At 66.9% G+C, this 15,363-nt stretch carries 14 protein-coding genes; 13 read left to right on the top strand and 1 reads right to left on the bottom strand.

Features of this window, described 5'->3' with window-relative positions:
• Positions 1 to 24 precede the first annotated feature (24 nt).
• Positions 25 to 1,395 (top strand): 23S rRNA (uracil(1939)-C(5))-methyltransferase RlmD, encoded by a 1,371-nt coding sequence (rlmD, locus tag ABD104_RS25285; protein ID WP_338618928.1) that lies wholly within the window; start codon positions 25 to 27, stop codon positions 1,393 to 1,395.
• Positions 1,396 to 1,666: 271 nt separating this feature from the next.
• On the opposite strand, the gene ABD104_RS25290 is transcribed toward rlmD, so the two are convergent.
• Positions 1,667 to 2,365 carry a Bax inhibitor-1/YccA family protein gene (locus ABD104_RS25290; RefSeq protein WP_343928424.1) on the bottom strand — a complete coding sequence of 233 codons (699 nt, stop codon included), beginning with the start codon at positions 2,363 to 2,365 and terminating at the stop codon, positions 1,667 to 1,669.
• A 212-nt stretch (positions 2,366 to 2,577) separates the two neighbouring features.
• On the opposite strand from ABD104_RS25290, the gene ndk reads away from it, so the two are divergent.
• The 12 genes from ndk (at position 2,578) to hflC (ending at position 15,128) form a co-directional block, all read left to right on the top strand.
• Entirely contained in the window at positions 2,578 to 3,003 is a 426-nt protein-coding gene (ndk, locus tag ABD104_RS25295; RefSeq protein ID WP_087840212.1) for a nucleoside-diphosphate kinase, read from the top strand.
• 32 nt (positions 3,004 to 3,035) lie between these two features.
• Positions 3,036 to 4,250 carry a dual-specificity RNA methyltransferase RlmN gene (gene rlmN, locus ABD104_RS25300; RefSeq protein ID WP_087840211.1) on the top strand — a complete coding sequence of 405 codons (1,215 nt, stop codon included), beginning with the start codon at positions 3,036 to 3,038 and terminating at the stop codon, positions 4,248 to 4,250.
• 54 nt (positions 4,251 to 4,304) lie between these two features.
• Positions 4,305 to 5,237: a helix-turn-helix domain-containing protein gene (locus tag ABD104_RS25305; RefSeq protein ID WP_279814953.1), complete on the top strand. Its 933-nt coding sequence runs from the start codon at positions 4,305 to 4,307 to the stop codon at positions 5,235 to 5,237.
• Between the two features lie 7 nt (positions 5,238 to 5,244).
• Complete coding sequence (gene ispG / locus ABD104_RS25310) at positions 5,245 to 6,528, top strand: flavodoxin-dependent (E)-4-hydroxy-3-methylbut-2-enyl-diphosphate synthase (protein ID WP_343928425.1); 1,284 nt, start codon at positions 5,245 to 5,247, stop codon at positions 6,526 to 6,528.
• Positions 6,529 to 6,645: 117 nt separating this feature from the next.
• The gene (hisS, locus tag ABD104_RS25315; protein ID WP_132978881.1) at positions 6,646 to 7,941 is read left to right on the top strand and encodes a histidine--tRNA ligase; all 1,296 of its coding nucleotides are present in this window, start codon (positions 6,646 to 6,648) and stop codon (positions 7,939 to 7,941) included.
• A gap of 124 nt (positions 7,942 to 8,065) precedes the next feature.
• Positions 8,066 to 8,698 (top strand): YfgM family protein, encoded by a 633-nt coding sequence (locus tag ABD104_RS25320; protein ID WP_132978880.1) that lies wholly within the window; start codon positions 8,066 to 8,068, stop codon positions 8,696 to 8,698.
• On the top strand, positions 8,698 to 9,876 hold the full coding sequence (gene bamB, locus ABD104_RS25325) for an outer membrane protein assembly factor BamB (protein WP_087840206.1): 1,179 nt from the start codon (positions 8,698 to 8,700) through the stop codon (positions 9,874 to 9,876). The genes ABD104_RS25320 and bamB overlap by 1 nt, the downstream gene beginning before the upstream one ends.
• Before the next feature lie 16 nt (positions 9,877 to 9,892).
• On the top strand, positions 9,893 to 11,299 hold the full coding sequence (gene der / locus ABD104_RS25330) for a ribosome biogenesis GTPase Der (RefSeq protein ID WP_279814952.1): 1,407 nt from the start codon (positions 9,893 to 9,895) through the stop codon (positions 11,297 to 11,299).
• A gap of 172 nt (positions 11,300 to 11,471) precedes the next feature.
• Positions 11,472 to 11,708 (top strand): RNA chaperone Hfq, encoded by a 237-nt coding sequence (gene hfq / locus ABD104_RS25335; RefSeq protein ID WP_087780232.1) that lies wholly within the window; start codon positions 11,472 to 11,474, stop codon positions 11,706 to 11,708.
• A 34-nt stretch (positions 11,709 to 11,742) separates the two neighbouring features.
• On the top strand, positions 11,743 to 12,894 hold the full coding sequence (gene hflX / locus ABD104_RS25340) for a GTPase HflX (RefSeq protein ID WP_132978879.1): 1,152 nt from the start codon (positions 11,743 to 11,745) through the stop codon (positions 12,892 to 12,894).
• Between the two features lie 44 nt (positions 12,895 to 12,938).
• Positions 12,939 to 14,240, top strand: coding sequence for an FtsH protease activity modulator HflK (hflK, locus tag ABD104_RS25345; protein ID WP_132978921.1), 1,302 nt, complete (start codon positions 12,939 to 12,941; stop codon positions 14,238 to 14,240).
• 15 nt (positions 14,241 to 14,255) lie between these two features.
• A complete protein-coding gene (gene hflC, locus ABD104_RS25350; protein ID WP_343928426.1) occupies positions 14,256 to 15,128 on the top strand; it encodes a protease modulator HflC in 873 nt (290 codons plus the stop codon).
• The last annotated feature ends 235 nt before the right edge of the window (positions 15,129 to 15,363 follow it).

A 15,363-nucleotide genomic window follows, 5' to 3' on the forward strand; every position in this document is an offset into this window, starting at 1 on the left:
CGCGGGAAAACTGATATTCCGAACATGAGTCAAGAAGCAGAAATCGCGGCCGCGGACGGCCTGGAAGGGGCGGCTGTTGCCGTCGAATCCGACGATGGTTCCGTGGCCATCGAATCGGTGGACCTGGAAGGGCGCGGTATCGCGCGCCGCCAGGGCAAGGTGGTGTTCGTCGATGGCGCGCTGCCCGGCGAACGCGTGATGCTGAAGGTGACCAAGCGCAAGCCCTCCTACGAACTGGCCGAGGTCGAGAGCGTGGTGCGGGCGTCGTCGCAGCGCGTGGCGCCGCGCTGCGCGCATTTCGGCGTGTGCGGCGGCTGTGCCATGCAGCACGTGGATCCGGCGGCGCAGGTGGCGATCAAGCAACGCGTGCTGGAAGACACCCTCTGGCACATCGGCAAGCTGGTGCCGCAACGTGTCCTGCCGCCCATCCACGGCCCGGCCTGGGGATACCGCTACCGCGCGCGGCTGTCGGTGCGGGTGGTCGTGAAGAAGGGCGGGGTGCTGGTGGGCTTTCGCGAGCGCAAGAGCAGCTACGTGGCCGACATGCGCGAATGCCATGTCCTGCATCCGCATGTGGCTTCGCTGCTGGTGCCCTTGCGCGAGATGGTCGCGGCCATGCCCGCGCGCGACCGCGTGCCGCAGATCGAGGTCGCCGTGGGCGATAGCCAGGTCGTGCTGGTGCTGCGCCACCTGGTCCCGCTGGTGGACGAGGACCTGGCCGTGCTGCGCGCATTCGCGGCGCGCCATGGCATCCATTGGTGGCTACAGCCCAAGGGCCCCGACACGGTCCATCCGCTGGAGCCCGAGGACATCGACGGACTGGCCTACACGCTGCCGGAGTTCGGGCTGCGCATGCCCTTCAAGCCGACCGACTTCACCCAGGTCAACCACGCGATCAACCGGGTGCTGGTGTCGCGCGCAATCGCGCTGCTCGACCCCCAGCCCGAGGATCGGGTGGCCGACCTGTTCTGCGGCCTGGGCAATTTCACGCTGGCGCTGGCGACCCGCTGCCGCGAGGTGGTGGGCGTGGAAGGCAGCCAGGCCCTGACCGACCGGGCGCTGGAAGCCGCCCGCCGGCATGGCGTGGACGCGCATACGGCATTCTCGACCCTGAACCTGTTCGAGGTGGACGAGGCGTGGCTGCGCAGCCTGGGCCACTTCGACCGCATGCTGATCGACCCCCCGCGCGAAGGCGCCCTGGCCGTCGCCAAAGCCCTGACGACACTGGGCGCCGACCGCCCCCGGCGCATCGTCTACGTCTCCTGTAACCCCGCCACCCTGGCCCGCGACGCCGCCATCCTGGTGCACGAGGGCGGCTATACCTTGAAGGCGGCAGGCGTGGTCAACATGTTCCCCCATACCGCCCACGTGGAATCCATCGCTGTGCTGGAATGAGGCCCCCCCCTACGCGCTGACGCGCGCCCCCCAGGGGGCGGCACTAGCGGACCGGCAAAGCCGGATCCGCGGTGCCCTGGGTCTGGGGTACCTGGGATATGAAAACGGCCTTGCTTGAGAGCAAGGCCGTTGTTCTTTTTCAGCCCGACAGATGCCAGGCAATATCGCCAGTCCCCGCCAGCCCGTTGTTACCCCAGGATGCGGTGGATCCGGCTCCGCCGGTCCACCCGCATCGCCCCCTGGGGGGCGCCCGAAGGGCGTAGGGGGGGGCTTATTCCCTTTCGCCGAAGATGCCCAGGAGCATCAGCAGGTTGACGAAGACGTTATAGATGTCCAGGTAGATCGCCAGGGTGGCCGAGACATAGTTGGTCTCGCCGCCGTTGACGACGCGCTGCAGGTCGACCAGCATGAAGGCCGAGAAGATGCCGATGGCCAGGACCGAGATGGTCAGCATCAGCGCCGGCAGTTGCAGGAAGATATTGGCCAGGGCCGCCACGAGGATCAGGATGGCGCCGACGAACAGCCATTTGCCCAGGCCGGACAGGTCGCGCTTGATCGTGGTGGACAGCAGGGCCATGGTGCCGAACACCACGGCGGTGCCGCCGAAGGCGGTCATGATGAGCGTGGACCCGTTGGCCATGCCCATGACGAAGCCGATCATGCGGGACAGCATCAGCCCCATGAAGAAGGTGAAGGCCAGCAGCAGGGCGACGCCCAGCCCGTTGTCCTTGTTCTTCTGGATGGCGAACATGAGGCCGAAGGCGCCGATCAGGAACACCATGGTGGTCAGGCCGGGGCTGCCGCCCATGACCTGGGCGAGACCGGTGCCCACGCCGATCGCCGCGCCCAGCACGGTGGGGATCAGCGACAGCGCGAGCAGCCAGTAGGTGTTGCGCAATACGCGATTGCGCGCGACTTCGCCGGGCGCAGTCCCGGTCCTGTTGAAGGGAGAAGTGCGTAGATCGTTCATGGTCGAGCGACTCCTTGTGGTCTTTTTGCTCTGTTTCGCCCCGCGAGGGCATGATGTGTCTGACCCCAAGTATGCCGCAGGGTTCCGCCCGGTTCCAGTAGGACCGGCACGGTCCGTCCGAGGGGGGCGGGGGTAGCGGTCCTGTCAAGGAGCCGTGATACAATTTAACGTTTAAGTTCCCCTCAAAGTATTTGTTTTTATTGGAGTTTTTGATGGCTATCGAGCGCACCCTGTCGATCATCAAGCCGGACGCCGTTTCCAAGAACGTCATCGGCCAGATCGTTTCCCGTTTCGAGGCTGCCGGCCTCAAGGTCGTCGCCGCGCGCATGATGCAACTCTCGCGCAGCGACGCCGAGCGCTTCTATGCCGTGCATGCCGCGCGCCCCTTCTTCAAGGACCTGGTCGACTTCATGGTCTCCGGTCCCGTGTTCGTGCAAGTGCTGGAAGGCGAGAACGCCATCCAGAAGAACCGCGACCTGATGGGCGCGACCGATCCGAAGAAGGCCGAGAAGGGCACGATCCGCGCCGATTTCGCCGACAGCATCGACGCCAACGCCGTGCATGGCTCGGACGCCGTCGAGACCGCCAAGGTCGAAGTCGCCTTCTTCTTCCCCGAACTGAACATCCACAGCCGCTGAGCCCGGATGTCCGTTTTTCCCAGGAGGCCGGGATGAATACTATCTCGCCGCTCGCCGAGGCCGCGCAGGCCGAGGTTCCACGTTCCGAATCCCCGCGCATCAACCTGCTGGGGCTGGACGGGGCCGAGCTCGCCTCGCTGGTGGAAAAATGGGGGGACAAGCCGTTCCGCGCCAAGCAGTTGCAGCGCTGGCTGCACCAGCGCGGCGTGGACGATTTCGAGCAGATGTCGGATCTGGCCAAGTCCTTCCGCGAAAAGCTCGCGCGACATTGCGAGGTACGGCTGCCCGAGGTCGTCACCGCCCACAAGTCGGCCGACGGCACGCGCAAGTGGCTGCTGGACGTCGGCAACGGCAATGCCATCGAAACCGTCTTCATTCCCGAGGACGACCGCGGCACGCTGTGCATATCGACGCAGGCCGGCTGCACCGTCGCCTGCCGTTTCTGTTCCACCGGCCACCAGGGCTTCAACCGCAACCTGGGGGTCGACGAGATCATCGGCCAGCTGTGGCTGGCGCGCCGCACGGTCGAGGCCGACCGCGACGGCGCGCGCCTGTCGGGCGGCATGCCCGCGCCGCTGGCCACGCAGGACGACCGGGTCATCAGCAACGTCGTCATGATGGGCATGGGCGAACCCCTGCTCAACTACGACAACACGGTATCGGCGCTGCGCCTGATGCTGGACGACAATGCCTATGGGTTGTCGCGCCGCCGGGTCACGGTGTCGACGTCGGGCGTGGTGCCGATGATGGACCGTCTCTCGCGCGACTGCCCGGTCGCGCTGGCGGTGTCGCTGCACGCGCCCAACGACGCGTTGCGCGACGACCTCGTGCCGCTGAACCGCAAGTATCCGCTGCGGGAGCTGATCGCGGCGTGCCAGCGCTACCTCGAGTTCGCCCCGCGCGACTTCATCACTTTCGAATACGTCATGCTCGACGGCATCAACGATGGCGACGAGCATGCCAAGCAATTGATAGACATTGCGCGGCAGGTGTCGTGCAAGTTCAACCTCATTCCGTTCAATCCCTTCCCGCAGTCCGGGCTCAAGCGCTCGCCCACGGCCCGTGTCAGGCTGTTCGCGCAGCGCCTGATGGACGCCGGCATCGTCACCACCGTGCGCAAGACGCGCGGCGACGACATCGACGCGGCCTGCGGGCAGTTGGCCGGCGAGGTCAAGGATCGCACCCGCCTCAAGGAACGCCTGGCGGGCGAGACCCGCTTCGGCCGCATCGTGGAGGTGCGCGAATGATGCAACCGCGGTGCCGGTCCGGCCGTTGCGGCAGGGCCGGACAAGGAGTCGTCGATGTCTGAACCCCACGAAACCGGTGCCGCCGGAAGGCAGGAGGGCCAGGCGCCCGCCGCCGGCTCGCCGTCTTCGTCGTCGGTAGGGCGGGAGCTGGCACGCCTGCGCGAGGCGCGTGGCTGGTCGCAGGAGTATGTGTCCGATCGCCTGAAGTTCGCCGTGCGCCAGATCCGCGCGCTCGAGAACGAACAGTGGAGCGAGCTGCCGCAAGGCATGCCGCTGCGGGGCTTCGTGCGCAATTACGCACGGCTGCTGGACCAGGATCCGGCGCCTTTGCTGCAGGCGCTGTCGCCGCAGCTGCAGGTGGCCGATCCGGTGTCGCTCGAGCAGGCGTCGTCGTTGTCCAGCCCGCTGGCGCATTCGTCGGGCCGCGCCTGGCCGGTGGCCGCCAGCCGCAGGAGGCTGGCCCCTTGGCTGGTGGGCGGCGTGATGGCGGTGCTGGCGCTGGTCCTGCTGGGCTACGCGCTCAGCCAGCAAGGCAAGCTTTCGTTCGGGCAGGCTTCCACGGCCGGCCTGGAGACGCCCGCGGCAGGCATGACCTCGGTCCAGACTGAAACGCCGCTGGCCACGACGGCTGAACCGGCGCCGGCCACGCCGGCGGAGGCCGCGCCGGCGTCCACCGCTCCGGTCGCACCCGCGCCCCTACCCACGCCTGCGCCCGAACCGGCCCCCGCCGCAGCGGCGCCAGCTCCGGCGCCCGGCCTTTCCCTGACCCTGAAGCAGGCAAGCTGGGTGGAAGTCCGGCGCGCCGACGGCACCGTGGCGGTGTCGCGGATCATTCCCGCCGGCGAACCGTATGAGCTGGACGTGGCGGGCGCCCCGTATCGTGTCGTGATCGGCAATGTCAACGGGGTAGACTTGACCTGGCGCGGCGCGCCCGTCGACCTCGCGCCGTATCGCCGGGACAACGTCGCCCGGCTCACCCTCCAGTAGCCGCATCATGAATCCTAGTCCGTCCACGACCGCCAACGCCGAGGCCGAGCCGTTCCCCGCCGGCCCGGCGGCCCGCCGGCCCACGCGCCAGGTCCGCATCTCCTGGGAAGGCAAGTCGGTCGCCGTCGGCGGCGATGCGCCGGTCATGGTGCAGTCCATGACCAACACGGACACGGCCGACGCCATCGCCACCGCGATCCAGGTCAAGGAGCTGGCCCTGGCCGGCTCCGAGGTGGTGCGTATCACCGTGAATACCGCCGAGGCGGCCCGCGAGGTGCCCGCGATACGCGAGCAGCTCGACCGCATGGGCGTGGATGTGCCGCTGGTGGGCGATTTCCACTACAACGGCCACAAGCTGCTGACCCAGTATCCGGAGTGCGCGCAGGCGCTGTCCAAGTACCGCATCAACCCCGGGAACATGGGCGCGGGGAAGAAGCGCGACGACAATTTCGCGCAGATGATCGAGGTGGCCTGCCGCCACGAGAAACCGGTGCGCATAGGCGTGAACTGGGGCAGCCTGGACCAGGACCTGCTGGCCCGCATGATGGACGAGAACGGCCGCCGGGCGCGGCCCTGGGATGCCCAGTCCGTGATGCGCGACGCGCTGGTGGTATCCGCGATCGACAATGCCCGGCGCGCCGAGGAACTGGGCCTGCTGGGCGACCGCATCATCCTGTCGTGCAAGGTCAGCAACGCCCAGGACCTGATCGCGGTCTACCGCGACATCTCGCGCCGCTGCGACTACCCGCTGCACCTGGGATTGACCGAGGCGGGCATGGGCAGCAAGGGCATCGTGGCCTCGACCGCGGCGATGGGCATCCTGCTGCAGGAGGGCATAGGCGATACGATCCGCGTATCGCTGACGCCGGAGCCCAACGGCGACCGTGCCCGCGAGGTCGTGGTGGCCCAGGAGATCCTGCAAAGCCTGGGCCTGCGCGCCTTCGCGCCGGTGGTCGTCGCCTGTCCGGGCTGCGGCCGGACCAGCAGCACGGTGTTCCAGGAACTGGCCGCCGACATCCAGAGCTACCTGCGCGCGCAGATGCCCGTGTGGCGCCTGAAATACCCGGGTGCCGAGAACCTGCACGTCGCGGTCATGGGTTGCGTGGTCAACGGCCCGGGCGAGAGCAAGTTCGCGGACATCGGCATCAGCCTGCCGGGCACGGGCGAGCAGCCGGTCGCGCCGGTCTTCATCGACGGCCAGCGCTCGGTCACGCTCAAGGGCGAACACATCGCCCGGGAGTTCCAGGCATTGGTGGAAAGCTACGTCGAGAATCGCTACAGCAAGAGATAACCTTTACACCCCTAGCAGCCCCTGGACGGCAATCCAGGGCACAGCGGATCCGGCTCCGCCGGTCCGCCAGTGCCGCCCCCCGGGGGGGCGCGCGAAGCGCGTAGGGGGGGGACCTACATGAATAGTTTCAAGAAAGTGACCGCGATCCGCGGCATGAACGACATCCTGCCGGCCGATTCGGGCCAGTGGGAGCGGCTGGAGTCGCTGGTGCGCGAGTGGCTGCGCAGCTACGGCTACCGCAACCTGCGCACCCCCGTGCTCGAACAGACGCGGCTTTTCACGCGCGGGATCGGCGAAGTCACCGACATCGTCGAGAAAGAGATGTACAGCTTCACCGATTCGCTGAACGGCGAGTCGCTGACGATGCGTCCCGAGTTCACCGCGGGCATGGTGCGCGCCACCATCGAGCACAACCTGACCTACGACCGGCCCCAGCGGGTGTTCGCGATCGGGCCGGTATTCCGCCATGAACGCCCGCAGCGCGGCCGCTACCGCCAGTTCCACCAGATCGACGTGGAAGCCCTGGGTTTTGCCGGGCCGGACGTCGACGTCGAGTTGATCCTGATGCTGGCGCGGCTCTGGAAGATCCTGGGCCTGACGGACATCCGGCTGGAGATCAATTCGCTGGGCTCGGCCGAGGAGCGCCTGGCGCACCGGCAGGCCTTGATCACCTACCTGGAAGGGTTCAAGGACCAGCTGGACGAGGACGGCCAGCGCCGGCTGTACACGAATCCGCTGCGCGTCCTAGATACCAAGAATCCGGCGTTGCAGGAGATGGCCGACAACGCGCCGCGCCTGCTGGACTACCTGGGCGAGGCCTCGCGGGCCCATTTCGACGGCGTGCGCCAGCGGCTCGAGGATGCGGGCATCGGCTACCGGGTGAACCCCCGGCTGGTGCGGGGCCTGGACTACTACAACCTGACCGTGTTCGAGTGGGTGACCGATCGCCTGGGCGCCCAGGGCACGGTGTGCGGCGGTGGCCGCTACGACGGCCTGGTTTCGCTGCTGGGCGGCAAGCCGACGCCGGCCGTGGGCTTCGCCATCGGCGTCGAGCGCCTGCTGGACCTGTGGTCCCAGGCGCAGCCCGCGGAACCGCAGCCCGAGTGCGACGTCTATGTGTTGCACCAGGGCGAGCCCGCGGCGCGCGCGGCGATGCGGCTGGCCGAGGACCTGCGCGATGCGGGCCTGGACGTCGTCCTGCACTGCGGCGGCGGCAGCTTCAAGTCGCAGATGAAGCGCGCCGACGGCAGCGGGGCGGAATACGCCGTCATCCTGGGCGAGGACGAAATGGCCGAAGGCGCGGCCAGCGTCAAGGCGCTGCGGGCCGAGGGCGTGGCCCAGCGCCGCGTCGCCATGGCCGAGCTGCCGGCTTTCCTGGTAGAGGAACTGGTCCGGGCGGGCGGCCCTGAATAGCCGTGCGCGCGGGCCCGGATACGAATCGGCGCCGAATCCGTTAATCTTGCGGCTCTCGGAGTCCGCACGGGCCGCCGGCCGGCCCGCCACAACTCTTGCGATCACCACATCAACCGGGGCATAAATGGCCTACGACATCGAAGAACAGGAACAACTGGAATCCCTCAAGGCATGGTGGGCGAAGTACGGTAACTTCATCCTTGCCGTGGCGACCATCGTGCTGCTGGCCGCGGCCGCCTGGAACGGCTGGCAGTGGTACCAGCGCAACCAGGCCGCGAACGCCCTGGCGCAGTTCGAGGCCCTGGAGAAGGCAGCCGAGGCGGGCGACCTGACTCGCGTCAAGGATACCGCCGGCACCATCCTGGAACAGTATTCCGGCACGGGCTACGCCCCGCGCGCCGCGCTGCTGGCCGCCCATGCCTATGAAAAAGCCGGCGACGCCCGCTCGGCCCGCGCCCAGTTGCAATGGGTGGCCGATCGCAGCGGCGACGAGGCCCTGGCCGCCGTGGCCCGCCTGCGACTGGCGGGCCTGCTGCTGGACGAGAAGAGCTACGACGAGGCGCTGGGTGTGCTGGCGCCGCAGCCGCCCGCATCCTTTGCCGCGCTGTACGCCGACCGCCGGGGCGACGTGCTGGCCGGGCAGGGCAAGCGGGACGAGGCGCGCAAGGCCTATGAAGAGGCGCTGGCCAAGCTCGACGCGTCGACCGACCTGCGCTCGTCCATCCAACTGAAACTCGATGCCCTGGGAGGCGCTTGATGACGTTGCATAACGGCTTTACCGGCGAGCGCCTGGGCTGGCGCCACCTGCGCCGCGCCGCCGCGCTGGCGGCAGTGCTGGCCCTGGCCGGATGTTCCCTGTTCTCGAGCGAGAAGCCGCGGTATCCGCCGGCTCCGCTCACCAACTTCAACGCCACGCTGCCGGTCAGCAGCGGCTGGTCGGTGTCGGTGGGCAGCAAGGGCGGCGTGGGCTTCGTGCCCGTGGTCGTCGGCGACGCGGTCTACGCCGCCACGGGCAACGGTTCGGTCGGCAAATACGCGCTGGCCACTGGTGCCGAGATCTGGCGCTCCTCGGCCAAGACAGATTTGTCCGCGGGCGTGGGCAGCGACGGCCGCGTGACGGCGGTCGCGACGCCGCGCGGCGAAGTGATCGCCTTTGACGATACCGGCGCGATCAAATGGCGCGCCCAGGCTTCCAGCGAGATCACCATTCCGCCCCTGGTGGGCGAGGGCCTGGTGGTGGTGCGCAGCGGCGACTACCGCATCCAGGCGTACGACGCCGAGAGCGGCAAGCGCCGCTGGAGCGTCCAGCGTCCGGGCCCGGCCCTGGCCCTGCGCGCGCCGGGCGAAATGCTGCTGTCCGGCGGCTATATCTTCACCGGCCTGCCGGGCGGCAAGCTGATCGCCATCGCCACGAACAGCGGCGCGGTGCGCTGGGAAGGCACGGTCGCCAACCCCAGCGGCGCGAGCGAACTCGAGCGCGTGGCCGACGTGGTCGGCGCGCCCGTCATCTCGGGCCGCCAACTGTGCGCCGTCACCTACCAGGGCCGCATCAACTGCTTCGACGTGGGGTCGGGCAATTCGACCTGGTCCCGCGAGTTCTCCAGCGTGACCGGCCTGACCGCCGACGTGCGCTTCGCCTATGCGGCGAACGACCGCAGCGTGGTCTTCGGCTTCGCCCTGGACAGCGGCGCGAACATCTGGAAACAGGACGTGCTGCAGAACCGCGGCCTGACCGCGCCGGCCTCGGTGGGCCGCGCCATCGCCCTGGGCGACTACCAGGGCTACGTGCATTTCCTGCAACGCGAGGACGGCACCCTGCTGGCGCGCATCGCCACCGACGGCAGCGCCATTCTTTCCCAGCCCGTGGCGACCGACCGCGGGGTGCTGGTGCAGACTTCCAAGGGTAATCTGACCCTGATCAATGTCGGTCAATGAGCAAGGCTTTTCGACGATGAAACCCGCTGTCTTCAAACCGGTGGTCGTCCTGGTGGGACGGCCCAACGTGGGCAAATCCACGTTGTTCAACCGGCTGACCCGCTCGCGCGACGCGCTCGTGGCCGATTTCCCCGGGCTCACGCGCGATCGCCACTATGGCGAGGGCAGGGTGGGGGATCATCCCTTCATCGTCGTGGACACCGGTGGTTTCGAGCCGGTGGCCAAGAACGGCATCATGGCCGAGATGGCCAAGCAGACCGTGCAGGCGGTGGACGAGGCCGACGCCATCGTGTTCCTGACCGACGGACGCGTGGGCCTGACCGGCCATGACCGCGAGATCGCCGAGCGCCTGCGCCGTTCCGGGCGCAAGGTGCTGCTGGCGGTCAACAAGGTGGAAGGCATGTCGCGCGCCGCCGCCGCGGCCGAGTTCTACGAACTGGGGCTGGGCGAGCCGCACGCGATTTCGTCCGCCCATGGCGACGGCGTGGTGGACATGATCGAGGAGGCGCTGCAAGGCCTGGTCGAGACGGCGCCCGAGGTGGACGACGACGAAGCCGCCGAAATGGCCCGGCAAACGGACGAGGAAGCCTTCTCGCCGGTCGACGCCATCGACCACCGCATCAAGCTCGCCATCGTCGGGCGTCCGAACGTCGGCAAGTCCACGCTCGTGAATACGCTGCTGGGCGAGGAGCGGGTCATCGCCTTCGACCAGCCGGGCACCACCCGCGACGCCATCGAGATCGAGTTCGAGCGGGGCGGGCGCCGCTACACCCTGATCGACACCGCCGGACTGCGCAAGCGCGGCAAGGTGTTCGAGGCGATCGAGAAATTCTCCGTCATCAAGACGCTGCAGGCGATCGAGGCCAGCAACGTCGTGCTGCTGATGCTGGACGCCAGCGCGGAAATCTCCGAGCAGGACGCCCACATCGCCGGTTTCGTGCTGGAGACCGGGCGCGCGCTGGTGGTGGCGATCAACAAGTGGGACCGCGCCGACAGCGAGCGCCGCGACGAGATCAAGCGCGAGTTCGAACGCAAGCTGCGCTTCCTGTCGTTCGCCAAGATGCATACGGTATCGGCGCTGCGCGGCGCCGGCATCGGGCCGCTGCTCAAGTCCATCGAGTCGGCCCATGCGGCGGCCTTCGCCAAGCTTTCCACGCCCAAGCTGACCCGCACGCTGCAGGCCGCGGTCGAGCAGCAGCAACCGCCGCGCAAGGGAATCTTCCGGCCCAAGCTGCGCTACGCCCACCAGGGTGGCCAGAATCCGCCGCTGATCGTGGTCCATGGCAGCGCCCTGGACGAAATCCCCGATTCGTATCGCAGGTTCCTCGAAACCCGGTTCCGGGAAACTTTCCGGCTCGAAGGCACTCCATTGAGAATCGAGTTCAGAAACTCGAGGAATCCTTATCTCGACAAGGCGGGGTAGCCGAGTATCTTCCGGGACGTGCTCTTGTGGGAACGCAACCGCGTCCCCACATGGGATTGGGGAAAAAAGCGGTCTTCTTCTCAGTTTTGAGATTCGCTAGTTTCCCTGGGGAAAACCCGGTACAGTAACAGAGTTGGCATCCGCCAAGAAAAACACATCCAGGAGCCCACTAATGAGCAATAAAGGGCAATTGCTACAAGACCCCTTCCTTAACGTGCTGCGTAAAGAGCACGTACCCGTCTCCATTTACCTCGTCAACGGCATCAAGCTGCAAGGCCAGATCGAATCCTTCGATCAGTACGTGGTCCTGCTGCGCAATACCGTGACACAAATGGTCTACAAACACGCCATTTCGACCGTCGTGCCCTCGCGCCCGGTCAATTTCCAGGTTGAAGCCGCTGCAGACTAATCCAACTCCTACCGGGCAGAACCACGGGCCGCTGATGCGCGCGCTGATCGTCAGCGTGGACTTCGGCGAGCCCGAGTTCCAGGCCCAGACCGACGAATTCATCATGCTGGCCAAGGGGGCCGGCGCGCAGATCGTCGACACCATCATTGCCCGACGGGCGCGTCCTGATGCAGCGCTCTTCGTGGGGTCGGGCAAGGCGGAAGAAATCGCCCTGGCGGCTGCGGCCGGCCAGGCCGAGATCATCCTGTTCAACCACAACCTGACGCCTGCCCAGCAGCGCAACCTGGAACGCGCCCTGAAGATACGGGTGGTGGACCGGGTCGCACTCATCCTGGACATCTTCGCGTTGCGCGCCCATAGCCACGAAGGCAAGCTCCAGGTCGAGCTGGCCCAGTTGCAGCACCTGGCCACGCGCCTGACCCGGATGTGGTCCCACCTGGAACGCCAGCGCGGCGGCATAGGCATGCGGGGCCCGGGTGAATCCCAGCTGGAAATGGACCGCCGCATGATCGGCGACAAGGTCCGGTACCTGCGCGAGCGCCTGGACAAGCTCGAACGACAGCGGCAGACCCAGCGCCGTTCGCGCGCGCGGGGCGGGGCGCTCTCGGTCTCGCTGGTGGGCTATACCAACGCCGGCAAGTCCACGCTGTTCAACGCGCTGACCCGGGCCGACGTCTATGCGGCCGACCAGCTCTTCGCCACCCTGGACACCACCACCCGGCGCATCTGGATCGAGGGTGCCGGTTCGGTGGTCGTGTCCGACACCGTCGGCTTCATCCGCGAGTTGCCGCATACGCTCATCGCGGCGTTCAAGGCCACGCTCGAGGAAACCGTCCATGCCGACCTGCTGCTGCATGTCGTGGACGCGTCCAGCCCCCAGCGCGACGAACAGATCGCCGAGGTCGACAAGGTCCTGGAGGAGATCGGGGCGGCGGACATTCCCCGCATCCTGGTCTACAACAAGATCGACCGCAGCAGCCACGAGGCGGGAGTCGAGCGCGACGAGCATGGTACGATCTCGCGAGTGTTCGTCAGCGCGATCGAACGTACCGGCCTGGATGCACTGCGGGGTGCCATCGTCGAGGCCGGACAGGCAGATCCCGTGGTCACAGGTAATAATAGTAGCGACCCACGCTTTCGTACGCTGTCTTCGTCCGTCGGCCCCACGGCCGACGCCCGATCCTAGGCGACGGGTTCGGCCCGTCCGCTTCGCTTACTACAAAGATGCGTCTGCCTGCGATAACTCGAATATTCAATCTGAACGACTCGAACTGGGGCCGCGGAAGCGGCGGTGGCTCCGGCAACGAGCCCCCCCGGCGTCCACAGAACGACGGACGGGACAACAATAACGGCGGACCGCCGGATCTCGACGAGTTGTGGCGCGATTTCAACCGCAGGCTCAGCGGCCTGTTCGGCCGCAAGCCCTCGGGGCCTCCCGGCGGCGGCAACAACGGCGGTGGCCGTTTTTCGCCGTCCTCGCGGGGTACCGGCGTCGGCCTGCTGGTCGTCGTGGTCGTGGTGGCCCTGCTGTGGCTCGCCTCGGGCTTCTTCATCGTCCAGGAAGGGCAGGTCGCCGTCATCACGCAGTTCGGCAAGTACAAGGAAACCACGCGGGCGGGTTTCCAATGGCGCCTGCCGTATCCCATCCAGAGCCACGAGACCGTCAATCTCTCGCAATTGCGCACCATCGAGGTGGGCTTCCGCAATACCTCGCGCAGCAAGGTGTTGCAGGAGTCCCTGATGCTGACCGACGACGAGAACATCGTCGACATGCAGTTCGTGGTCCAGTACCGGTTGAAGGAAACGGGCGCGCGCGATTACCTCTTCAACAACCGTGGTCCCGACGAAGCGGTCAAGCAGGCCGCCGAGACCGCCATGCGCGAGATCGTCGGCAAGAAGAAGATGGACTTCGTGCTGTACGAGGGGCGTACCGAAGTGGCCACGGAAGTCGCGGCGCTGATGCAGCAGATCATGGATCTGTACCGTACCGGCGTCCTGGTCAGCACCGTGGCGATCCAGAACGCCCAGCCGCCCGAGCAGGTGCAGGCCGCGTTCGACGACGCGGTCAAGGCCGGGCAGGACCGCGAGCGCCAGATCAACGAAGGCCAGGCCTATGCCAACGACGTGGTTCCCCGCGCCTCGGGCGCCGCGTCGCGCCTGATCCAGGAAGCCGAGGCCTACCGCCAGCGCATCGTCGAGAGCGCCGAGGGCGACGCCGCGCGCTTCTCCCAGGTGCTGACCGAGTACAAGAAGGCGCCGCAGGTCACGCGGGACCGCCTCTATCTCGAGACCATGCAGCAGGTCTTCACCAACACCTCGAAGGTGCTGGTGGACACGCGCAACGGCAGCAACCTGCTGTACCTGCCGCTGGACAAGCTGATGCAGCAGGTGTCGCACGAGTCCGCGGCCGGGGCGCGCTCGTCGTCCGCCGCGAGCGGCTCCTCGTCCGTGAACGTGCCGCCGCCGCTGGCCGGCAGCGTGCTGCCGGAAGCTGGACGCGACGCGCTGCGCTCGCGGGACCGCAACAGATAATCGAGAAGGAATAGCATGGACCGTTTGATTCCTGCGGTAATCGGTCTACTCGTGGGGGTGGCCGTATTGTCGTCGTGCGTGTTCGTCGTCAACGAACGCAACTATGCCGTCGTCTTCGCCCTGGGTGAAATCAAGGAAGTCATCGACGAACCTGGCCTGTATTTCAAGCTGCCGCCGCCGTTCCAGAACGTGCAGCAGTTCGACAAGCGCATCCTGACCATCGACTCCGCCGACAGCGAGCGGGTGCAGACCTCGGAAAAGAAGAACCTGCTGATCGACGCTTTCGTGAAGTGGCGCATCTCCAATCCGCGCACCTACTACGTCACCTTCGGCGGTAACGAGCGTGCGGCGCAGGAGCGCCTGCTGGCGCTGATCCGCGATGCGCTGAATGCCTCGATCAACCGCCGCACCGTGAACGACGTCACCTCCAAGGAGCGTGACAAGATCATGCAGGAGATCCGCACCAACACCGAAGCGGCGGCCAAGCTCCTGGGGGTCGAGATCGTCGACGTGCGTCTCAAGCGCGTGGATTTCGTGCCCGAGATCTCCGAGTCGGTCTATCGCCGGATGGAAGCCGAGCGCAAGCGCGTGGCCAACGAGCAGCGTTCCATCGGCGCCGCCGAGGGCGAGAAGATCCGTGCCGATGCCGACCGCCAGCGCGAGGTCATCCTGGCCGAAGCCTACCGCAAGGCCCAGGAAATCAAGGGCGAGGGCGACGCCAAGGCCTCCGCCGTCTACGCGCAGGCCTTCGGCCAGGACCGCGACTTCTATCGCTTCTACAAGAGCCTGGAAGCCTACCGCAGCTCGTTCGGCTCCAAGTCCGACATGCTGGTGGTGGACCCGAGTTCGGAGTTCTTCCGCTTCATGAAATCACCAGCTGTGAATTGACCCCCCCCTACGCGCTGACGCGCGCCCCCCAGGGGGCGGCACTGGCGGACCGGCGGAGCCGGATCCGCTGTGCCCTGGGTCCGGGGAGTCTCGGAAAATGAAAACGGCCTTGCTTACGAGCAAGGCCGTTATTTTTTTGGGTATTCATAAAAGCCTGTTGATGCAGGAGCTTCCTAACCCTCAGCCGAAGGCATCGGGTTGATGTTGATGGGAGGCTCCAGCAGGAACTCCAGCA

This window comes from Pigmentiphaga daeguensis (assembly GCF_039523035.1).
GTDB lineage: Bacteria > Pseudomonadota > Gammaproteobacteria > Burkholderiales > Burkholderiaceae_B > Pigmentiphaga > Pigmentiphaga daeguensis.